The organism is Streptomyces sp. NPDC001480, from assembly GCF_042894725.1.
GTDB lineage: Bacteria > Actinomycetota > Actinomycetes > Streptomycetales > Streptomycetaceae > Streptomyces.
In genome coordinates this window covers 567706-588954 of sequence record NZ_JBIAVX010000003.1, presented here as the reverse complement: position 1 = coordinate 588954, position 21249 = coordinate 567706, and the positions used below count along the sequence as shown (strand labels likewise).

The following is a 21249-nucleotide window of genomic DNA, read 5'->3' as shown; positions in this document are numbered from 1 at the left end:
CGATGGGTGGCGGGTAACCCGGTTGCACCCCGTCCATGCCGAAGGGGCGCGGGATGATCACATCCCGCGCCCCTCAGGTGCCGTTACCGGCCGTACGTCACTTCTTGTACGACTGCACGTAGCCGTTCGCGGGCGAGCCCACGCCGGTCACGTCGTCGTAGCCCTTCACCGCGGACAGCGAGCTGTCCTTGCCGAGGCTGCGGACCGAGGTCAGCAGGCCGCCGGTGGCGTCGTAGCCGTTGGCGAAGTCCACGCGGGCGACCGCGAGGCCCTTGCCGGTCGGGTTGTCGGTGACGTCGTGGTACACCTTCGACCCGTACTTGGCGTAGATCGCCGGGTTGGCGAAGCCGAGCGCCTTGCCGCCGCCGGCCTCCTGGGCGAGGGCCTGCACGGCCGCGATCACCGGCGCGGCCAGCGAGGTGCCGCCGATGCGGTACTCGCTGTACTGCTCCGACCCGTCCGGGAAGGTCTGGGTCTGGCCGACCTTGAAGCCGGTGTTCGGGTCGGCGATCGCCGAGATGTCCGGGACGACGCGGTTGCCGGCGGCGCCGTTGACCTTGGCGAGCGAGTCCGGGACGACCTTCTTCTGGTAGAAGGGCTCGGCCACGGTCTTGCTGGTGCCGCCGCCCGCACCCGAGGTGAAGGCGCCGGGGAAGCCCGTCCAGCTCTTGCCGTCGGCCGACAGCGAGGCCTTCTCGGTGCCCCAGCCGGTCTCCCACAGGTACTTGTCGCCCTTGCCGACCGCCAGCGAGGTACCGCCGACCGCCGTCACCCAGGCCGAGTTGGCCGGGGTGTCGACCTGCTTCGTACCGGTGTTGGCGACCTCGTCGCCGTTGTCACCGGAGGAGAAGTAGAAGCCGATGCCCTCGACCGCGCCGAACTGGAAGACCTGGTCGTAGGCCGCGGCCAGGTCCGGCGTCTGGTTGGCCTCGATGTCGCCCCAGGAGTTGGAGACGATGTCGGCCAGGTGGTTGTCGACGACCTTGCTGAGCGAGTCGAGCAGGTCGTCGTCCAGGCAGGACGCGCCGCCCACGTACGTGACGTCGGCGTCCGGCGCGACCGCGTGCACGGCCTCGACGTCGAGGGTCTCCTCGCCGTACCAGCCGGAGGCGTCGCACTCGTCGGCGCCGGTGTGCGTGTAGTTCTTGGGCAGCACCTGCTTCAGCTGGCCGGTCTTCCAGGCGGCGTCGCCGTGCTTCTTCGCGTAGGTCTGCGCGTCGAAGGCGATGGTCGGCGAGGCGAACGCGTCCGTGATGGCGACGCGGACACCCTTGCCCGTGTAGCTGCCGGCGCCGTAGGCGGCCCGCAGCTGCTTGCCGGTGTAGCCCTTGACGGCGTACGGGATCTTCGAGCCGTACGCGTCGGGCAGCGTGCTCGCGGTGTTCGAGCCGTAGTACGAGGAGAACGGCCCGGAGTTCTTGAACACCGTGCCCGGCCCGGGCAGCTGGTCGTCGTGGGACGCCTTGTGCGGCGCGTTGTCCAGGCCGGTGACGGTCAGGACGGCGCCCTTCAGGCTCTCCGGCGCGGAGGCCGTCTTCGACGGCGCGCGGTAGGTCTTGGAGCCCTTGACGTAGTTGTGCAGCTGGGTGCCGAACGCCTTCTCGGCGGCGGCCACGTCACCGGTGACGGAGACGTAGTGCTGCGTGACCCCGGTGACCTTCAGCCCGGCCGACTTCAGCCAGGACTTGACGGCGGCCACCTGGGCCTTGGTCGCACCGTAGCGGGCCTGGGCCTGCTTGGCGCTGAGGTACTTGCGGTACTGCGGCGAGCTCGGGTCGGACACCGCCTTGGCGTAGGCCGCGAGGCCGGACGCGTCGCGGCCGGCGAAGTACACCCGGGCGTTGACCTGGGCGCTGTTCGACGTGGAGCCCTTGTCCGCCTTGGCCGTGGCCCAGGCGGGCTTGGTGCCCGCGAGCGTGTCCCGGCCCGGGTTGTCCGCGGCGTGCGCCGCGGGTATGCCGAGCGCCAGCGCACCCGCGAGCATGGGCAGTGTCGCTGCCAGGCTCACGGCGCGCAGGTTGGCGCGGTTGGATCTCATGTAACCCCCTGCGATGCTCCTCGCGATATGAGGCGCATGTAGGCATGTGTGGTTGGTCATCGGCGATCCGCGCCGGGCCCGCGGCGGTTCGGCCCGGTGGATCACACGATGGGGGCCACTCTTTCGATGAACCGTTCATGCCAGGGGAACGCGAAAGTCAAGAGAAACCCAAGTAACCGTAAGGAAGGGCGATTTGGGGCTTTCATCCTTGCGGGAGTGTTAAGAACGCGCTTGTGCCCCGCGCTCCTTGAGCATGTCCGCCATCAGCTGGATCTCCGACTGCTGCGCGTCCACCATGCCCTGCGCGAGCTTCTTCTCCACCCCGACGGTGCACTTCGCGACGCACCCCTCGGCCATGTGGATGCCGCCCTTGTGATGGTCCGTCATCAGCTGGAGGAAGAAGACCTCGGCCTGCTTGCCGCTGAGGCCCTGGAGCTTCTTCAGCTCGGTGTTGGTGGCCATGCCCGGCATCAGCGCGCCGTCCTTGCCGGCCGGCATGTCGCCCATGCCCATCCAGGTCATCGGCGGATGTGCCGACACCTTGGGCAGCCCCCACAGGTCGAGCCAGCCCAGCAGCATGCCGCGCTGGTTGGCCTGTGTCTGCGCGATGTCGTAGGCGAGCCGCCGGACTTCCTCGTTCTTCGTGCGGTCGCGCACGATGTACGACATCTCGACGGCCTGCTGGTGATGGACCGCCATGTCCCGCGCGAAGCCCGCGTCCGCCGACTCCGCACCCGGAGTGCTCGCGGAGGTGCCCCCGTCCTCGGCCACCGCGTACGTGATCGCCCCGGCCGCGACGAGCACCGCCGCCGCGGCGCCCGCGACCCAGCCGACGAGCCGCATCACTTCATCGTCCCGCCGGTGCACGAGGCACCCGGCTCGGGCGTCTGCGCGCCCTGGACGTAGGTGGCGAAGAACTTGTTCACCGCCGGGTCGTCGGCGCTCTTCGCGGTCAGCTGGTGGCCCCAGGCCGACAGCATCAGCGGCGCCGCCTGGTTCTCGTACGGGCTCATCAGCGTGTACGGCGTCTGCTTCACCTTGGCGGCGAGCGCGTCCACGTCCGCCTTCTTCGCCTTGGCGGTGTACGTCACCCAGACCGCGCCGTGCTCCAGCGCGTGCACGGCGTTCTCGTCCTTCACCGGCGAGGTGTAGACGTTGCCGTTGCAGTTCAGCCAGACCGGGTTGTGGTTGCCGCCCACGGGCGGGTGCATCGGGTACTTCACGGACGTGGTGACGTGCGTCCGCGACAGCTTGCCCGACCAGGTCCGCACGCCGTCCTTGCCGGTCGTGAAGTGGCCGGAGTCCCCGGAGCTCTTGGAGCCGCTCGCCGAGTCCTTGCCGCTGTCCGACTGTGAGCGCACCAGCACGACACCGCCGACCACGAGACCGGCGACCACGACCACGCTCGCGGCGACGGTGAGCAGCCGGTTGCGCCGCTCGCGGGCCTGCTCCGCCCGTCGCATCTCTTCTATTCGAGCCTTGCGCGCGGCGTTGCCGGTGTTCTTCGCGGAACCCATGACGGTGTCCTTCTGGGGAAAGGAAAGGGACGGGTGGGGCTCGCTGATCGTAGTCGGGGGAGGCCTTCCGGCCGTAGGGAGGTCGGCGGAAACGGTAGGGAACCGATAATTTGAACGGTGGATGCGCATTATCTAGGCTGGCTGGTATGCGGCTGCTGCGCTCCACCGACCTCGCCCTGCGGATGCTCATGCGACTCGCCGTCGCGGACGGGGCCACCCCCACGACCCGGGAGGTCGCGGAGGACATGGACGTGCCCTACACCCACGCGGCGAAGGTCGTCGCCGAACTCCAGCACATGGGCCTGGTCAACGCCCGGCGCGGCCGGGGCGGCGGGCTCGCGCTCACCGAGGAGGGACGCGCGGCGTCGGTGGGCGCGGTGGTGCGCGCCTTCGAGGGCGTGGGCGACGTGGTCGACTGCGAGGGCGCGGGCGGCACCGCGCCCTGCCCCCTGAGCTCCGCGTGCCGCCTGCGCGGCGCACTGCGGCGGGCCCAGGAGGCGTTCTTCGCCACGCTGGACCCGCTCACGGTGGCGGACATGGTCGCCACCCCGACCGGACCGCTCCTGCTGGAGATCACCCGGCCCTAGGGGTGCCACTCAGCCCTGTTGGGGCTGGCTCAGCCCTGCTGGGCCAGCCACAGGTCGGGGCCGAAGACCTCGTAGTGGATGTCGGCGGGGGCCACGCCCTTCTCGATCAGCTGGGTGCGGACCGCGCGCATGAAGGGGAGCGGGCCGCACAGGTACGCGCGCGTGCCCTCCGGTACGGCGATGTCGCCCAGGTCCACCAGCCCGGACCGCCCGTTCGCCGGGGCCTGCTCCTCGTACCAGAAGTGCGCCGCCGCGTCCGGGAGCTTCGCCACGAACGCCTCGTGGTCGGCGCGCAGGGCGTGGTCGGCGGGGGAGCGGTCGCCGTGCACGACGGTGACCGGGGCACGGTGGCCGGTCTCCGCCAGCCGCGCCAGCATCGCGACCATCGGGGTCACGCCGATGCCGGCGGAGGCGAGCAGCAGGGGGGTGTCCGTGGCGTCGTCCAGGACGAGGTCGCCGTACGGCTCGGACAGCTGGAGGACGTCGCCCTCGCGCACGCGCGCGTGGAGGTGGCCCGAGACCTCGCCGTCGGGGCCGGCGCCGCCGCGCACCGCCTTCACGCTGATCTGCCGCACCGTCGTCCCCGGCGCACCGGAGAGGCTGTACTGCCGGATCTGCCGGGCCCCGTCGGGCAGCACCACGCCGACCGAGACGTACTGTCCCGCGCGGAAGTCCCGCACCGGTCCGCCGTCCACCGGGCGCAGCCGGAAGGTGACGACGTCGGCGGTCTCGGCGACGCGCTCGACGACCTCCCACTCCCGCCACCCGCGGCTGCCGCTCTCCTCGTACAGCCGCTTCTCGATGGCGATGAGGGCGTTCGCCATCAGCCAGTACACCTCGTCCCAGGCGGCGGCGACCTCGGGCGTGACGGCCTCGCCGAGGACCTCGACGATGGCGGCGAAGAGGTGCTCGTGGACGACCGTGTACTGCTCGGGCGCGACGCCGAGGGAGGCGTGCTTGTGGGCGATGCGGCCCAGCATCGCGTCCGGCCGCTGGTCCGGGTGGTCCACGAGGTACGTGGCGAAGGCGGCGATGGAGCCGGCGAGGGCCTGGCGCTGGGTGCCGGCGGCCTGGTTGCCGCGGTTGAACAGGTCGCGCAGCAGTTCCGGGTGGGCGGCGAAGAGGCCGGCGTAGAAGCGCTCGGTGATCTCGCCGATGGCGGCGCCGACGACGGGGAGCGTGGCGCGGACGGTGGCTGCGGACTGCTCGGAGAGCATGACGGACTCCTCGTGGCTCGTCGGGCCCGAGGCGGGCCCGGCACTGATCAGGACGCTAATGAAACTTGCATCTGAGATGCAAATTAAAGGAGCGTGGCGTCGCTCACGCGGCAGCCGCAGGGCGGCGGACCGGGAGCCGGCCGGAAGCGGACGGGAACGGGCCGGAAGCGGACGGGCCATTACGGATGTCGGTGCGAGCAGGCAAGATGGGCGAAGAGCAGTACATCCGCCGTACGCGAGGCGTTCAGACCGTGGACTGTCGGACGATCAAGGTCGGCAACACGCGTGAAATGGTGTTGTGGTGGGATGCTCAGGTGCCCGACCGCCTCCCGTGGGACCGGGGACAGGCGGCCTGACCAGCAAGGATGGGGAAGCGGAAGATGGACAAGCAGCAGGAGTTCGTACTCCGGACGTTGGAGGAGCGCGACATCCGGTTCGTACGCCTGTGGTTCACGGACGTGCTGGGCTTCCTCAAGTCCGTGGCCGTGGCCCCCGCCGAGCTGGAACAGGCCTTCGACGAGGGCATCGGCTTCGACGGCTCCGCCATCGAGGGCTTCGCCCGGGTCTACGAGTCCGACATGATCGCCAAGCCGGACCCCTCCACCTTCCAGGTCCTGCCCTGGCGCGCCGAGGCCCCCGGCACCGCCCGCATGTTCTGCGACATCCTCATGCCGGACGGCTCCCCGTCCTTCGCGGACCCGCGCTACGTCCTCAAGCGCGCCCTCGCCCGCACCTCCGACCTGGGCTTCACCTTCTACACCCACCCCGAGATCGAGTTCTTCCTGCTGAAGGACCGCCCCCTCGACGGCTCCCGCCCCACCCCCGCCGACAACTCCGGCTACTTCGACCACACCCCGCAGAACATCGGCATGGACTTCCGCCGCCAGGCGATCACCATGCTGGAGTCGATGGGCATCTCGGTGGAGTTCTCCCACCACGAGGGCGCCCCGGGCCAGCAGGAGATCGACCTCCGCTACGCCGACGCGCTCTCCACGGCGGACAACATCATGACGTTCCGCCTGGTCATGAAGCAGGTGGCGCTGGAGCAGGGCGTCCAGGCCACCTTCATGCCGAAGCCGTTCTCGGAGCACCCGGGCTCGGGCATGCACACGCACCTCTCGCTCTTCGAGGGCGACCGCAACGCCTTCTACGAGTCGGGGGCGGAGTACCAGCTCTCCAAGGTCGGCCGCTCCTTCATCGCGGGCCTGCTCAAGCACGCGGCGGAGATCTCCGCGGTCACCAACCAGTGGGTCAACTCCTACAAGCGCATCTGGGGCGGCTCCGAGCGCACCGCGGGCGCCGGCGGCGAGGCCCCCTCCTACATCTGCTGGGGCCACAACAACCGCTCGGCCCTCGTCCGCGTCCCGATGTACAAGCCCGGCAAGACCGGCTCCGCGCGCGTGGAGGTCCGCTCCCTGGACTCCGGCGCGAACCCGTACCTGGCGTACGCGCTGCTGCTGGCCGCCGGCCTCAAGGGCATCGAGGAGGGCTACGAGCTCCCGCCCGGCGCCGAGGACGACGTCTGGGCCCTCTCCAACGCCGAGCGCCGCGCCATGGGCATCGAACCCCTCCCGCAGAACCTCGGCGAGGCCCTCACCCTCATGGAGAACAGCGACCTGGTCGCCGAGACCCTCGGCGAACACGTCTTCGACTTCTTCCTCCGCAACAAGCGCCAGGAGTGGGAGGAGTACCGCTCCGAGGTGACGGCGTTCGAGCTCCGGAAGAACCTGCCGGTGCTGTAGGCGCAGGTCGGAGGGGGCTTCCGCCCATACGATCCCGTGAGGCCGACGGTCGTGAACCGTCGGCCTCACGGCGTCTCACGGTCCTGGGTGTCAGCGCCAGGAGCGCTGCCATGGCTACAGCAGTCTTGTCGGCGGCGCCTCCTAGAGCGCTCCCGCTCTGTCGGACATCTGTTGCGGGCCGACAATAAGTGATCCGGTGCTGTAGGGGCCGGTGCGGGCGGATCCCTGCGGAGGGGGCCGACGGTCGTGAACCGTCGGCCCTTCGGCGTTCTCAGCGGGGCGAGTGGACCGGCTCGGGGGCGTGGCGTTGGGCCGGGGTGGTGGCTCGGTGAGGGTACTGCTCCGGGCGCAGGCACTCGATCAGGTAGTCGCCGGTGGCGTCGTCGACCGTGACGCCGTGGGTTTCGCTGGCGAAGCCCGGGAAGCGGCGGTCGAAGGACTCCAGGGCGGTGAGGTAGCGGAGCAGTGGGCCGTCGGCGGTGCCGGTGTTCTCGCCGGGCATCAGGACCGGGATTCCCGGCGGGGTGACGGTGACCATGGCCGCGGCGATCCGGTCCGCCGCGTCGGCCAGGCGGACGCGTTCGGTGCCGCCGCGTACCAGGCGCTGGTAGCAGAGCTGGGGTGGGGCCACCGGCTCCGGCAGCTGCTGGAAGGCGGTGTCCAGCAACTCCACCAGGCGGACCGAGCGCAGGTGGTCGTGCATCTCCTGGCACAGCTCGGGGAGCGTCAGGCCGGCGTACCGGCGAGCGTGCCGGGCGGTGAGTGCGGGAAGTACGCGGTCCAGCCGGGCCGCGCCGTCGTACAGCGCCTTGAAGTCCATCAGGGCGTCCAGCAGAGTGCCCCACTTGCCCTTGGTGATGCCCATCGAGAACAGCACCAGCGTGGTGTAGCTGTCCGTCTTCTCCACGACGATGTTGCGGGTGGCCAGGTAGGCGGTCAGGACGCGGGCCGGGATGCCGGTGTCCGTCATCTCGCCGGTGGCGCTGATCCCCGGGCAGGTCAGGGTGACCTTGATCGGGTCCAGCATGCAGTGGCCTTCGGTCAGCCCGGGGAAGCCGTGCCAGTCGGCGCCCGGCTCCAGGGTCCAGCAGGACGGCTCGGTGGACAGCAGTTCGGCCGGTGCCTCGTCGAAGGGGAGGCGTTTGCCGCTCGCCGGGTCCGTCACCGCCTCGGGCTGCCACACGCCGAAGAACCACGGCGGCCGGTCCCCGGCGGCCTCGATGCGCCGCCCGACGCGCACCATCTCCTGGCGGAAGCGGACCGCCTCGGTCACCGCCTCGTCGACCAGCCACCGGCCCTGCGGCCCGTCCATCATGGCGGTGGCCACGTCCAGCGAGGCGATCATCGGATACAGCGGGGACGTGGTGCCGTGCATCATCAGCGCCTCGTTGAACCGGTCGTGCTCCACCGGTGCCCGGGGCGCGGGCCGGACGTGCACCATGGCGCTCTGCGAGAGCGCGGCCAGCAGCTTGTGCGTGGACTGGGTGGCGAAGACCGTGGGCCGGTCCGGTCCCGGGAAGGCGTCCTCGTCCACCGACATGCCGTAGCGGCCCGCGTAGAGAGGGTGGAAGCGGGCGTACGCGAACCAGGCCTCGTCGAAGTGGAGGCGGGGCGTGCTGGGCGCGAACGCCCTTGCCGTCGCCACCGCGTCGTAACACAGGCCGTCGTACGTGGAGTTGGTGAACACCGCGTACTGGGCGTGCGACGAGACGGCCCCCGCCGCGAGCGGGTGCGTGGCGATCCGGTCCGCCACCGCACCGGCGTCCAGCTCAGCCGGGGGCAGCGGGCCCGCCAGGCCGTAACCGTTGCGGGTGGGGATCAGGTAGACGGGGCGGGCGCCGGAGACGACGAGGCCGTGCAGCACCGACTTGTGGCAGTTGCGGTCCACCAGCGCGATCTCGTCGCGCGTCACGCTGAAGTGGCCGACCAGCCGGTTGCAGGTGGAGTCGCCGTGCAGCACGAAGTAGGTGAGGTCGGCGCCGAAGACCCGGGCGGCGTTCCGCTCCGCCTCGCCGATCGGGCCCGTGTGCTCGAACAGCGAGCCGAGCTCCTCGACCGAGATCGACAGGTCGCTGCGCAGCAGGCGCTCACCGAAGTAGTCGTGGAAGGCCCGCCCGGCGGGTGACTTGAGGAACGCGACGCCGCCGGAGTGGGCCGGGGTGTGCCACGAGTACTCGTGCGCGTCGTCGAAGCGGCGCAGGGCCCGGAAGAACGGCGGCAGAACCGCCTCCCGGTAGGCACGGGCAGCGGTCGTGACCCGGCCCGCGATGAAACCCGGAGTGTCCTCCAGCGGCCAGACATAACCGACCACCGACTCCGACACCCACAGGGGCAGGTCCCGCACGCCGTCGTCCGCCATGACCAGGAACACGGGCAGGTCCTGGAACCGGCGGCCGATCCGCCGCAGGACGGCGGCCCCGCCAGGGCCCTCGCCGCCGCCGTCCCCGGGCAGGTCCCAGGCCACCAGCGCCGCGGCCAGCCCGGCCTCGGTGCGCAGCACCGCCTCCGCGTCGGCGGCGGTGACCGCCCAGCGGACTCCGAAGCCACCCGTCTCGACCGCGTCCCGGATCTTCCGCAACTGCTCGGCCCCGGCGCACTCGTCCCGAGGATGCTCCCGCACCGCGACCAGGATCCTGTTCTCGGCCATGCCGCCCCCTTCCGGCGGCCCGCGCCGCCTCCGCGCCGAGTGTCCGGTGGCACCGGTGCCGCAGACGGCGGGCGGAGCGGCAAACCACTCCGGGGACGGAAACCGCTGTCCGGGTGTTGACCTGTGTCTCGGCCGCATGGGGCGGAGGCCGGGGCCGACGGCCGCGAACCGTCGGTCGAGCCGGTGGCGTCCGTTCCGCGTACGCTCGACGTATGCGGTGATCGACTCGGAGAAGGAGCGCCATGGATCTCCAGCTCAAGGACAAGGTCGCCGTCGTCACCGGGGCTAGCAAGGGCATCGGCCTCGCCATCGCCGACGCGTTCGCCCGGGAAGGCGCCCACGTCGTCGCCGGCAGCCGGAGCGTCACTCCCGAGCTCCAAGCGCTCCATGAGAACCACGGCGTCACTGCGGTCCCGGTCGACCTGTCCACCGCCGACGGACCGGACGCGCTCGTCCGGCTCGCGGTGGAGCAGTACGGCGGGGTCGACATCCTGGTCAACAACCTGGGAGCCGCGACGTCCCGTCCGAGCTTCCTCGACATCGACGATGCCGAGTGGCAGCGGATCTTCGACCTGACCCTGTTCAGCGCGGTCCGCACCAGTCGCGCGGCGCTTCCTCACCTGCTGGACGCGGACGGCGGCGCCATCATCAACATCAGCTCCATCAACGCGCGCCTGCCCTTCCCCATGGTCGTGGACTACTCCGCGGCCAAGGCCGGGCTGAGCAGCCTGACCAAGTCGCTGTCGGAGGAGTTCGCCCCGCGAGGCGTCCGGGTCAACGCGATCGCCCCAGGGCCCGTCCGCACCCCCTTCTGGACCGCCCCGGGTGGCTTCGCCGATGCGACGGCTGCCCAGGCCGGCACCACCGCTCAGGAAGCCATCGACGTGGTCGTGCCGCAGAGCATGGGCATTTCCACCGGGCGGGTCACCGAACCTCACGAAGTCGCCGATCTGGCTCTCTTCCTCGCCTCGCCGCTCGCCGGCAACATCACAGGAGCCGAGTTCACCATCGACGGTGGCCAGGTCAAGACGGTGTGATCGCCTGGGACCAGGTACTACCAGGACCGCAGGGCGGTCTCGGAGCGTTTCGACGAAGTAGACCGGCTGGGGCATGACCGTCCCCCTGTGGCCGCTCGGCATGACATCCCCAGCGCGCGGGCCAGCCGCTGCCGTGCACGGAGCCAGGCAGGAGTGCACCAGGTGGACAGCGGCAGCGCCGCGCTGACGGTGTTCAGAAGGTCCAGGAGCGGGTCGAGGTGGCCGTGAGGGTCCAGTCCAGCTGGGGAGTATCCATCGTCACCCGCAGCGAGGCCGGGCCGGTCCAGGTGAGCTCCATGTGCGCGTACCCCGTGCGGACGCACGCGGCGCCGTAGTACCTGGGGCACGCCGTGTCCAGCCGTGCTCCGTCCACGCCCCGCGATGTCGGCCGCGCCGCGGTGGCCCCTACACCAGCGTAGGACGGTCTTCCGCGAGGGGCAGAAAGCCGGCCCAGGCCGCTGGCGTCACGGTGAGTCGGGGGCCGTGCGGAGTCTTGGAGTCGCGGACGTGGACGGTGCCGGAGGCTATGGCGATCTCGACGCAGTCGTTGCCGTCACCGCTGCTGCTGTAGCTGCTTTTGAACCAGGTCAGATCGCGGATCATGTCTCTCCCAGCATCTGCTCGATGAAGGCTCGCGACTCGCGGGGCGTGAGGGCTTGGGCGCGGATCATGCCATAGCGCAGCTCAAGGATCCTCAGCTGCTTCGGATCGGTCACCGGCCGCCCGCTGAACGCTCCGTCGGAGCGCCCCACCGCAGTGCCGTCGGGGAATTTCAGCACCTCGATCAACCCGCCCGTACCGCAATGATCCTCGGAGCCGGTCGGCATCACCTGAATCGTCACGTGCCGCAACTTCCCCAGCTCCAGCAGTCGTTCGAGCTGTCGTCGCCACACCATTGTGCCTCCGACGGGACGGCGGAGCGTCACTTCCTCCTGCACGAAACTGAGGGCGGGTGCCGGTGACTTCTCGAAGACTGCGCGCCGGGCCAGCCGGGCAGCCACCATGCGCTCGGTGTCCTCTTCCGTGTGGGCGGGTAGCCAGACGTCGAACAGTGCGCGCATGTGTTCCTCGGTCCGGAGCAGGCCGTGGATGTTGTGGTTGCTGTACAGCCCGATCTCGACCGCGTTGCCCTCCAGCTTCGCCAACTCCCGGACCTTCTTCGGATAACGAACCTTCGCCACGTCCTCTTTCATCGCGGCGAGCAGCCCACCCGCCCCGAGTACCTCGTCCGCCTTCTCCAGGTACTCGGGCCGGGGAATCCGCTTCCCACCCTCGATCTTGTAGACGAGGTCCTCCCCGTACCCGACCGCCGTCCCGAAGTCGGCCGCCCGCATCCCCACGGCCTCCCGCCGCAGCTTCAACTGCCGCCCTACCGTGGCTACTACGGCCACACCCCATTCGTCTTCCGGGTCCACCTCCCACCCCGGCTCGTCCGCCTCACTCCTGAGCCGTACCGCCTCGCCGTCCACCGACATCCGCACCCCTTCGCCGTACGCGTCGTATCGCGACGTGGCTCACGCTAGGCATTCAGGAGAGGCCCGGTGAGGTGAACGAACCTCGCGGCACGCCATCGGGTGACACCAGCCCTGGCCTCACCCCAGGTAGGCCGGGGACACCGCCGACGTGCTGATGCGGCGCGGCTCGCCCGTGCCGTCCGCGGGCATCTCGTACAGGTCGGCGCCGTAGTCGCCCGGCAGGGCGTACACCACCGTGTGGTTGTCCTTCCAGACCGCCTGGTCGTCCACGCTGCGGGTCTCGGCGAGCGGGGTCTCGCGCATGGTGCCGAGGTCCAGGACGTACAGGCGCCAAGGGGCGTCTTTGGAGCGGCCCTTCACGCGCTTCTTGTAGGCGATGCGGGTGCCGTCGGGGGAGAGGGACGGGCATTCCACGTCGGTGTGGAGGGTGGTGAGCGTGTGCGTCCGAAGGTCGCCCCGGACCAGGTACGTCCTACCCTTCGTCGCCAGCGTCGCGTAGAAGGTACGGTCGTCGGACGCGAACGTGACGCCCCAGAAGTTCACGTCCGCCGCCCGGTACGTGTGGCCGTCCTTTATGACGCGGAAGGATTCAAGCGTCGGGATCAGCTTCCCCGTGCGGGTGTCTACGATCGCCGCGCGGGTCGAGAAGTTCGTGCCCGCGTACGAGTCGCCGCCCACGAATGCCGTCCAGGCGGCGAAGTGGCCGGACGGGGAGACCCTGGCCCGGGAGGGGATGCCGGGGACGTCGTAGCGGGCCGTCGCTTTCAGGTGGGCGTCCAGGATCACCGCCCGGTACGTGTCCGACACCGGGCCGTGCACCGCCTGGAGGCATACGCCGGTGCCGGAAGCGGCGTAGAAACGCAGGCACTTGACGCCCGAGGCGGTGCGGGGGCCGGACGGGTCGGAGGCGGGGACCGTGGTCAGCTCGTCGCGGTGCGGGCCCCAGGCCATGTTGCGGAAGACCATGCGGTCCGGCCGGGTGAGGGTCACCGTCCCGGACGTGACCTTCGGGCCGCCCGCCTGCGTGTGGTCGCGGCGGTCCGCGCGGGCCGACGCGTGGAGGACGGCGGCCGCGGCGACCCCCGCCAGCACGGCGAGGGCCGAGAGCAGCACCAGGATGCGGTTGCGTACCGTCATGCCGTTGACGTGCCTTTCGGGCGGGGGGTGTTCGGGCGGAGGGTGAAGGAGAAGGCGGCGCACATCGCGAGGGCCGCCGTCGCCGCCGCCAGCGCCGTGCGGTCGCCCCACAGCGTCCAGGCCGCGCCGAAGCCGAGGGAGCAGGCGAAACGGGTCAGTGCCTGGCCCGTCTGGACCAGGGCCAGGCCCGAGGAGCGCAGGGCCTCCGGCACGCTGTCCGAGGCGGCCGCCATGAGGACGCCGTCGGTGGCCGCGTAGAAGGTGCCGTGCAGCAGGAGGACCGCGTACGGCAGCACCGCGCCGCGCCAGGAGCCGAGCAGCAGCCCGTACGCGAGGAGCAGCGCGCCGTGGCCCGCCAGGAAGATCCGCCAGCGGCCCACCCGGTCCGCGAGCCGGCCCAGCGGCACCGCCAGCAGCAGGAACGCCGCCGCCGTGCCCAGCGGGAGCAGCGCGAACCAGCGGTCGGGGACGCCGAGCCTGCGCTGGAGCAGCAGGTAGACGAAGGAGTCGCTGACCGTGGCCAGGCCCAGCAGCAGGGCGCACACCGTGAGGCGGCGCAGGTCGCGGTGGCGGAGCAGGGCGAGGGCCGCCCGTAGGGTCGGGCGCTGCCCGGCCGGGGTCGGCCGGCTCCTGCCGCCCGGTACGAACAGCACCAGCACCAGGACGCCCAGCACCGCCACGCAGAAGCTCACCGTGAACACCGCGTCGTAGCCGTCCACCGTCGCCCGCAGGATCAGGAAGGCGACCAGCGGGCCGAGCAGCGCGCCCGCCGTGTCCATCGCGCGGTGCATGCCGAAGGACCGGCCGCGGGTCTCCGGTGTGGACGACAGGGAGATCAGCGCGTCGCGCGGGGCGGTGCGCAGGCCCTTGCCGGTGCGGTCGGCGGCGAGGATCAGGCCGATGGGGGTGAGGGTGTGGGCGAGCAGCAGCATGGGCTTGCATAGCGCCGAGAGGGCGTATCCCGCGCCCGCCACCCACTTGTGGCGGCCCCCGCCCCGGTCGGCGAGGTGGCCGCCGGCCAGCCGGACGAGCGCCGAGAAGCCGTTGTAGATGCCGTCCAGGAGCCCGAAGCCCAGGGGGGAGAGGCCGAGGCCCGTCACCAGGTACAGCGGCAGCACCGCCGTGACCATCTCGGACGACACGTCGGTGACCAGGCTGACCGTGCCCAGCGCGAGCACCGTGGGGGCGACCGCGGCACGGCGCCGCCCGGCGGGAGGCCGGACGGCACCGTTCGCGGACGCCGGCGCGCCGGGGTTGCTCGCGCGGCTGTCCGCTACGTACACCTCAGGACGCCCAGATCCCGGTGATGTCCTTGGCGGAGGCGGCGTTGCCCGCGTGCGCGGTCAGACCCTGGGTGTCCTCCAGGGTGCGCAGCAGGTCGTAGTGGTTGTACGTCGTGGCGGACGACGAACCGGCCGTCACCGGCTGGCCGTACAGGACGGTCGGGATGCGGTTGCCGCTGAGCCGGTTGTCCTCGTCGAAGGTGACGACCAGGAGGCTGTTGTGGGTCTTGGCCCAGGTGGCGTAGGCGCCCAGGTTGTTCTTCAGCCAGGTGTCGCCGGTGGACACCGAGCAGTCGTGCATGTCGCTGCACAGGTTCGGGACCACGAAGGAGAGTTGGGGGAGGGTGGAGTAGTCGGTCGGGAACTGCGCGAAGGTCTTGGCCGACGAGGTGGGTACGTTGCTGAAGCCGAACCACGGGTTGTGCTTGCGCGCGTAGTTGCCGCTGCTGCACGTCGTCGAGCCCTGGCTGGGCAGCGTCTCGTTGTAGCTGGCCCAGGTGCGGCCCGCGGCGAGCTGCTCGGAGGCCAGGTTGGCGGCCGAGGAGAAGCCGGGGGTGTAGCAGCTGTCGTCGGTGATGCCCTGGGTGGAGCCGGAGAAGAGGGCGAAGTAGTTCGGCTGGCTCGGGTGGGTGATGGCGTAGGACTGGGTGAGGTTCGCGCCGCCGGTCTTGAGCGAGTTGATGTACGGGGCGCTGGAGGAGCCGATGACCTGGCTGTAGGCGTGGTTCTCCATGACCACGACGATCACGTGGTCGGGGGCCGGTACGGCGCCCGCGGCGTGCGCGGAGCCGCCGCCGAGCCCGGTCCACAGCCCGATCGCGGCCGCGGTGAAGGCGGTTGCCGATGCCACGGCGGTACGGGCACGGCGGTACGCGGACTTGGCAGAACTGCCGGACACATCAACCTCCGGAGGGGGGAGCGGGGCTGGCGGTGCGGTCAGAGCATGCGCACGCCAACGTTACCCCGCGTCACGGCATCCGGCACGGTGGGTGAAGATCGAGTGAACTGCTGCCGTGACGTCGCCCCGCGCACTGACCCCCGCACTCCTGGGTACTCACGCGCCCATGGCGGAGATCCTGGTGGGGACGTGTTCGTGGACGGACCGTGCGCTGGTGACGAGCGGGTGGTACCCGCGGGGGCGGCGCGACGCGGAGGGGCGGCTGCGGTACTACGCCGAGCGGTTTCCGGTGGTCGAGGTGGACTCGGCGTACTACGCCCTGCCGAGCGTCCGCACCAGCCGGCTGTGGGTGGAGCGCACCCCGGACGGCTTCGTCTTCGACGTCAAGGCGTTCTCCCTGCTGACCGGGCACCCAACGCGTCCGGCCGCGCTGCCCGCGGACTTACGGGGGCACGCCCGCGACGAGGGTCTGCTGGACGAGGTGTGGGACCGGTTCGCGGAGGCGGTGGAGCCGCTGCGGCGTGCGGGCCGGCTTGGGACGCTGCTCTTCCAGTACCCGCCCTCCCTCGCCCCCGGCCCCGGCGCCGAGGGCATCGTCCGGGCGGCCCGTGAGCGTGCCCGCGACTGGCCGTTCGCCGTCGAGTTCCGCCACCCCGGGTGGTGGCGGGAGGAGCGTGTGCGCTCCACGGCCGCCCTCCTCGCCGACCTGGACGCCACCGCCGTGGCGGTCGACACGGTGGCGGGGCTGCCCACCTCCATGCCTCCGGTGGCGCCCGCCACCACGTCCCGGCTCTCCGTCGTCCGGTTCCACGGGCGCAGCCCGCACTGGGGGACGGGGACGAAGGAGGACCGCTTCCGGCATGCCTACACCGAGGGTGAACTGGGGGAGTGGCTGCCACGCATTCGCGCCCTGGCCGACCGCACCGACCGTGTCCACGTCCTGTTCAACAACTGCTGCGCCGACGCGGCGGTCAGGGCGGCGCGGACCATGCACGACCTGCTCGCCGCGACGGTCCCCCACCAGGTCCGCCGGCAGCTGAACGACTACTGCCGCTGAGCCGGTGCGGCCGGCCGCTACTGCCGTTGAGCCAGTGCGGCCAGCACCTGGTGCAGCGGCTCGGTCGCCCGCTTCCGGTACTCCTGGATCGACCAGCCGTTGCCGTCGGGGTCCTTGAAGTACATGAAGGTGGCCCCGTCCTGCGGTGCGAACTGCTGCGGCTCGGTGACCTCCAGGCCCCGCGCGGTGAGCTCCTCGTAGGCCGCCTTGGCGTCCGTGACACACAACTGGAGCCCGTGGTACGTGCCCGGCTGCGGGGTTCCCGTCGGTATCTGGAGCCCGTCGACCAGCGCGACGGAACACCCGGAGCCGGGCGGGGTCAGCTGCACGATCCGCACGCCCTCCATCACCTCGCCGTCGAGATCCACGTGGAACCCGACCTTGTCCCGGTAGAACTCCTTGGCCCGGTCCACGTCGGACACGGGCAGCAGGATCACTTCGAGGGTCATGTCCATGCAACGACTCCCTGATCGGCGTACGGATCTCCCACCGTCGGCGGCCCGTCCGGACCGCCCGCCCTCACCGAAGCGGAAATCGCCACCCGGCGCCACCGAAACCGGGAAGCGGAACTCGGCCCACCGGGCCCTGAGCCCCCGCCGGGGTCTCCGGATAGGCTCTGGCCAGTACTAGCGTGATCCGAAGCTGATCCGAAACTGATCCGAAGCTGATCCGAGGGAGGCCGGGGATGACGGGGCCGGGACGCAGGAGCAGTACCTTCACTCGGCTGCTGCGGCACGGTTTCACTGATCCGTCGGCCGCCGAGCGGTTGCTGGACAGCCCGGAGCTGGCGCCCGTACGGGACGACCCGGTGCTGCTGGAGGCGCTGGGCGCGACCGCCGACCCGGACCTCGCGCTGCTGGGACTCGTACGGCTGCTGGAGGCGCAGCCGGGGGCCACCGCCCGCCGGGAGCTGCTGGACACGGTGATAGCCGCCAAGCCGCTGCGCGACCGTCTGCTGGGCGTGCTCGGCGCGTCCGCCGCGCTGGCCGACCACCTGGCCCGGCACCCGCGGGACTGGGAGGCGCTGGTCACCTACGAGCCCCGGGACCTGCACCCGGGGGTGGAGGAGTTCGAAAGGGGGCTGGCGGAGGCCGCTGATCTCGTCTCGCTGCGCGTCGCCTACCGCCGTTGCCTGCTCTCCATCGCCGCCCGCGACGTGTGCGGCACCACGGACGTCGCCGAGACCGCCGCCGAGCTCGCCGACCTCGCCACCGCCACCCTGCGCGCCGCCCTCGCCCTGGCGGAGGCCGCCGCGCCCGACGACGCCGCCGCGTGCCGCCTCGCGGTGATCGCGATGGGCAAGTGCGGCGGACACGAGCTGAACTACGTCTCCGATGTCGATGTGATCTTCGTGGGGGAGGCTGCCGACGGTGCCGACGAGGGGAAGGCCCTCAAGTCCGCGACCCGGCTCGCCTCGCACATGATGCGGATCTGCTCCGAGACGACCGTCGAGGGGTCGATCTGGCCCGTCGACGCCAACCTCCGCCCCGAGGGCCGCAACGGTCCGCTGGTGCGGACGCTGAGCAGCCACCTCGCCTACTACCAGCGCTGGGCCAAGACCTGGGAGTTCCAGGCCCTGCTCAAGGCCCGCCCGGTGGCCGGGGACCTGCGGCTGGGGGAGGAGTACGTCGCCGCCGTCGGACCGCTGGTCTGGAAGGCCGCAGAGCGCGAGAACTTCGTCGCCGACGTGCAGAAGATGCGCCGCCGCGTGGTGGAGAACATCCCCGCCGCCGAGGTCGAGCGCGAACTGAAGCTGGGCCCGGGCGGCCTCAGGGACGTCGAGTTCGCCGTGCAGCTGCTGCAACTCGTGCACGGCCGTACCGACGCCTCGCTGCGCAGCGGCACCACCCTCGACGCCCTCCAGGCGCTCGCCGCCGGCGGCTACGTCGGCCGGTCCGACGCCGTGCAGCTCGACGAGGCCTACCGATTCCTGCGCTCCATGGAGCACCGGATCCAGTTGTACCGGCTGCGCCGCACCCACCTCGTACCCGAGGACGAGGCCGACGTGCGCCGCCTGGGCCGCTCCCTCGGGCTGCGGGCCGACCCGGTGGCCGAACTGACCCGGGAGTGGAAGCGGCACGCCGCCGTCGTGCGCCGACTGCACGAGAAGATCTTCTATCGGCCGCTGCTCGACGCCGTCGCCCAGCTCGCCCCCGGTGAGACCCGGCTCAGCCCGGAGGCGGCCCGCGAACGCCTGGTCGCCCTCGGCTACGCCGATCCGGCCGCCGCCCTGCGCCACCTGGAGGCCCTCGCCTCCGGCGTCAGCCGCAAGGCCGCCATCCAGCGCACCCTGCTGCCCGTACTGCTCGGCTGGTTCGCCGACTCCGCCGACCCCGACGCGGGCCTGCTGAACTTCCGCAAGGTCTCCGACGCGCTCGGCAAGACCCCCTGGTACCTGCGGCTGCTCAGGGACGAGGGCGCGGCGGCGGAGAACCTCGCCCGGGTGCTGTCGGCGGGGCGCCTCGCCCCCGACCTGCTGATGCGCGCCCCCGAGGCCGTCGCCCTGCTCGGCGACGGCGACGGCGGTGGCCTGGAGCCGCGCGGACGCGCCCACCTGGAGCAGGAGGTACTCGCCGCCGTGGGCCGCGCCGAGAACGCCGCCCAGGGCGTCACCGCGGCCCGTGGCGTCCGCCGCCGCGAGCTGTTCCGTACGGCCGCCGCGGACATCGTCGACTCCTACGGGACCGAGGCGAACCCGGCCGAAGCCGACCAGGGCGCCCTGGTGGACCGGGTCGGCGGCGCCGTCTCCGACCTCACGGCGGCCACCCTCGCCGGCACGCTGCGCGCGGTGGTCCGCGAGAGCTGGGGCGACACCCTGCCCACCCGCTTCACGATCATCGGCATGGGCCGTTTCGGCGGCCACGAACTGGGCTACGGCTCCGACGCCGACGTGCTCTTCGTGCACGAGCCGCAGGACGGCGTGGAGGAACGGGAGGCCGCCGACGCCGCGAACAAGGTCGTCGCCGAGATGCGCCGCCTGCTCCAGCTGCCCAGCGCCGACCCGCCCCTGCTGATCGACGCCGACCTGCGCCCGGAGGGCAAGTCCGGGCCGCTGGTGCGCACCCTGAAGTCGTACGAGGCCTACTACCGCCGCTGGTCCCTGACCTGGGAGTCGCACGCCCTGCTGCGGGCCGAGCCGGTCGCCGGGGACGAGGGCCTGGCCGGCCGCTTCATGGAGCTGATCGACCCGCTGCGCTACCCGCAGGGCGGGCTCGGCGACGAGGCGGTGCGCGAGATCCGCCGGCTGAAGGCCCGCATGGAGGCCGAGCGCCTCCCGCGCGGCGCCGACCCCAAGCTGCACACCAAGCTCGGCCCCGGCGGCCTGTCCGACGTCGAGTGGACCGTGCAGCTGCTCCAGATGCGGCACGGCCGGCGCGAACCCGGACTGCGCACCACCCGCACCCGTGAGGCCCTCGCCGCCGCCCGCGACACCGGTCTCATCTCCGCCGAGGACGCCGCGACCCTCGACGAGGCCTGGGTGCTGGCGACCCGCGTCCGCAACGCCGTCATGCTGGTCCGCGGCCGGGCCGGCGACACCTTCCCCTCCGACCCCCGCGAGCTCGCCGCCGTCGGCCGCTACCTCGGCTACGGCCCGGGCCACGCCGGCGACATGCTCGACGCGTACCGCCGTACGACCCGCAGGGCGCGGGGAGTGGTGGAGGAGCTGTTCTACCAGGACTGAACGCCTCGCCCGGACACGCTCGCCGCCGGATTGACCGGGCCCACGCCCGAGCCGCGCGGCGCCTACGCCTCGCTCGGCACTGGTGCTGAGCTCCGTGCCGGGACCAGGCGGGGCAGGGTGTGCGGCAGGGCTCCGTACCACAGGCGGGCCACCGTGAAGCCGAAGGCCAGGCACAGGACGCCGCCGACCGCGTCGAGCCAGAAGTGGTTGGCGGTGGCCACGATCACCACGAGCGTCGTCACCGGGTACAGCAGCCCCACCACCCGCACCCACGGCACGCTCGCCAGCGCGAAGATCGTCAGCCCGCACCACAGGGACCAGCCGATGTGCATCGACGGCATCGCCGCGTACTGGTTCGACATGTGCTTCAGGTCGCCGGAGGCCATCGACCCCCAGGTCTGGTGGACCGTCACCGTGTCCACGAAGTCACCGCCGCGCATCAGCCGGGGCGGGGCGAGCGGGAACAGGTAGTAACCGAGCAGGGCCACACCGGTCGTCGCGAACAGCGCCGTCCGCATCGCCGCGTACCGGCCCGGATGGCTGCGGTACAGCCACACCAGCACGCCCAGCGTCACCACGAAGTGCAGGGTCGCGTAGTAGTAGTTCATCCCCACGATCAGCCATGTCACCGCGTTCACGGCGTGGTTGACCGACTCCTCGACGGCGACCCCGAGGTGGTGCTCGGCCCGCCAGACCCAGTCGGCGTTGCGCATCGCCTTGCCGCGCTGCTCGGGGACCGCGTTGCGGACGAGCGAGTACGTCCAGTAACTCACCGCGATCAGCAGGATCTCGAACCACAGACGAGGGCGGCGCGGAGCGCGCAGCCGGCGCAGCGCGCCGGAGCCCGCTCCACCCGTGACAGGGTGCGGAACGGCCGTCTGCTCGCGACCTTCCGGCTCCGTCACGGTCGAGTCACCCATAGCTACAGAGTC

At 71.4% G+C, this 21249-nt stretch carries 18 protein-coding genes; 5 read left to right on the top strand and 13 right to left on the bottom strand.

Annotation, left to right across the window (positions count from 1 at the left end; translation table 11 throughout):
* Positions 1-97 precede the first annotated feature (97 nt).
* The 3 genes from ACFY01_RS09980 to ACFY01_RS09970 all read right to left on the bottom strand — a co-directional run bounded on the left by ACFY01_RS09980 (position 98) and on the right by ACFY01_RS09970 (position 3555).
* Complete coding sequence (locus tag ACFY01_RS09980) at positions 98-2038, bottom strand: protease pro-enzyme activation domain-containing protein (RefSeq protein WP_390735182.1); 1941 nt, start codon at positions 2036-2038, stop codon at positions 98-100.
* A 219-nt stretch (positions 2039-2257) separates the two neighbouring features.
* Positions 2258-2881, bottom strand: a complete 624-nt coding sequence (locus ACFY01_RS09975; protein WP_390735181.1) for a DUF305 domain-containing protein — start codon at positions 2879-2881, stop codon at positions 2258-2260.
* Entirely contained in the window at positions 2881-3555 is a 675-nt protein-coding gene (locus ACFY01_RS09970; protein ID WP_390735180.1) for a DUF3105 domain-containing protein, read from the bottom strand. The genes ACFY01_RS09975 and ACFY01_RS09970 overlap by 1 nt, the downstream gene beginning before the upstream one ends.
* Before the next feature lie 146 nt (positions 3556-3701).
* On the opposite strand from ACFY01_RS09970, the gene ACFY01_RS09965 reads away from it, so the two are divergent.
* On the top strand, positions 3702-4142 hold the full coding sequence (locus ACFY01_RS09965; RefSeq protein ID WP_390735179.1) for an RrF2 family transcriptional regulator: 441 nt from the start codon (positions 3702-3704) through the stop codon (positions 4140-4142).
* 29 nt (positions 4143-4171) lie between these two features.
* Here ACFY01_RS09965 and ACFY01_RS09960 read toward each other — a convergent pair whose 3' ends face one another.
* A complete protein-coding gene (locus ACFY01_RS09960) occupies positions 4172-5359 on the bottom strand; it encodes a globin domain-containing protein (protein ID WP_390735178.1) in 1188 nt (395 codons plus the stop codon).
* Positions 5360-5739: 380 nt separating this feature from the next.
* Here ACFY01_RS09960 and glnA point away from each other — a divergent pair, with 380 nt between their 5' ends.
* Positions 5740-7101, top strand: a complete 1362-nt coding sequence (glnA, locus tag ACFY01_RS09955; protein WP_361437730.1) for a type I glutamate--ammonia ligase — start codon at positions 5740-5742, stop codon at positions 7099-7101.
* Positions 7102-7372: 271 nt separating this feature from the next.
* Here glnA and ACFY01_RS09950 read toward each other — a convergent pair whose 3' ends face one another.
* Positions 7373-9748 carry an Orn/Lys/Arg decarboxylase N-terminal domain-containing protein gene (locus ACFY01_RS09950; protein WP_390735177.1) on the bottom strand — a complete coding sequence of 792 codons (2376 nt, stop codon included), beginning with the start codon at positions 9746-9748 and terminating at the stop codon, positions 7373-7375.
* Positions 9749-9990: 242 nt separating this feature from the next.
* Here ACFY01_RS09950 and ACFY01_RS09945 point away from each other — a divergent pair, with 242 nt between their 5' ends.
* A complete protein-coding gene (locus tag ACFY01_RS09945; protein WP_390735176.1) occupies positions 9991-10785 on the top strand; it encodes an SDR family NAD(P)-dependent oxidoreductase in 795 nt (264 codons plus the stop codon).
* A 193-nt stretch (positions 10786-10978) separates the two neighbouring features.
* Here ACFY01_RS09945 and ACFY01_RS09940 read toward each other — a convergent pair whose 3' ends face one another.
* The 6 genes from ACFY01_RS09940 to ACFY01_RS09915 all read right to left on the bottom strand — a co-directional run bounded on the left by ACFY01_RS09940 (position 10979) and on the right by ACFY01_RS09915 (position 15578).
* Entirely contained in the window at positions 10979-11158 is a 180-nt protein-coding gene (locus ACFY01_RS09940) for a hypothetical protein (protein ID WP_390735175.1), read from the bottom strand.
* Positions 11159-11190: 32 nt separating this feature from the next.
* The gene (locus tag ACFY01_RS09935; protein ID WP_390735174.1) at positions 11191-11388 is read right to left on the bottom strand and encodes a DUF397 domain-containing protein; all 198 of its coding nucleotides are present in this window, start codon (positions 11386-11388) and stop codon (positions 11191-11193) included.
* A complete protein-coding gene (locus ACFY01_RS09930; RefSeq protein ID WP_390735173.1) occupies positions 11385-12260 on the bottom strand; it encodes a helix-turn-helix domain-containing protein in 876 nt (291 codons plus the stop codon). Before ACFY01_RS09930 ends, ACFY01_RS09935 begins: the two co-directional genes overlap by 4 nt.
* A gap of 117 nt (positions 12261-12377) precedes the next feature.
* Positions 12378-13397, bottom strand: coding sequence for a TolB family protein (locus ACFY01_RS09925; RefSeq protein ID WP_390735172.1), 1020 nt, complete (start codon positions 13395-13397; stop codon positions 12378-12380).
* On the bottom strand, positions 13394-14680 hold the full coding sequence (locus tag ACFY01_RS09920) for an MFS transporter (RefSeq protein ID WP_390735171.1): 1287 nt from the start codon (positions 14678-14680) through the stop codon (positions 13394-13396). The genes ACFY01_RS09925 and ACFY01_RS09920 overlap by 4 nt, the downstream gene beginning before the upstream one ends.
* A 1-nt stretch (position 14681) precedes the next feature.
* The gene (locus ACFY01_RS09915) at positions 14682-15578 is read right to left on the bottom strand and encodes an alkaline phosphatase family protein (protein ID WP_390735170.1); all 897 of its coding nucleotides are present in this window, start codon (positions 15576-15578) and stop codon (positions 14682-14684) included.
* A 166-nt stretch (positions 15579-15744) separates the two neighbouring features.
* Between ACFY01_RS09915 and ACFY01_RS09910 the strand changes: the two genes are divergently transcribed.
* On the top strand, positions 15745-16635 hold the full coding sequence (locus tag ACFY01_RS09910; protein WP_390735169.1) for a DUF72 domain-containing protein: 891 nt from the start codon (positions 15745-15747) through the stop codon (positions 16633-16635).
* Between the two features lie 17 nt (positions 16636-16652).
* Here ACFY01_RS09910 and ACFY01_RS09905 read toward each other — a convergent pair whose 3' ends face one another.
* Complete coding sequence (locus ACFY01_RS09905) at positions 16653-17090, bottom strand: VOC family protein (protein WP_390735168.1); 438 nt, start codon at positions 17088-17090, stop codon at positions 16653-16655.
* A 230-nt stretch (positions 17091-17320) separates the two neighbouring features.
* On the opposite strand from ACFY01_RS09905, the gene ACFY01_RS09900 reads away from it, so the two are divergent.
* A complete protein-coding gene (locus tag ACFY01_RS09900) occupies positions 17321-20317 on the top strand; it encodes a bifunctional [glutamine synthetase] adenylyltransferase/[glutamine synthetase]-adenylyl-L-tyrosine phosphorylase (protein WP_390735167.1) in 2997 nt (998 codons plus the stop codon).
* Between the two features lie 62 nt (positions 20318-20379).
* Here the strand turns inward: ACFY01_RS09900 and ACFY01_RS09895 are convergent, their stop codons facing one another.
* The gene (locus ACFY01_RS09895) at positions 20380-21237 is read right to left on the bottom strand and encodes a phosphatase PAP2 family protein (protein ID WP_390735166.1); all 858 of its coding nucleotides are present in this window, start codon (positions 21235-21237) and stop codon (positions 20380-20382) included.
* Positions 21238-21249 lie beyond the last annotated feature (12 nt).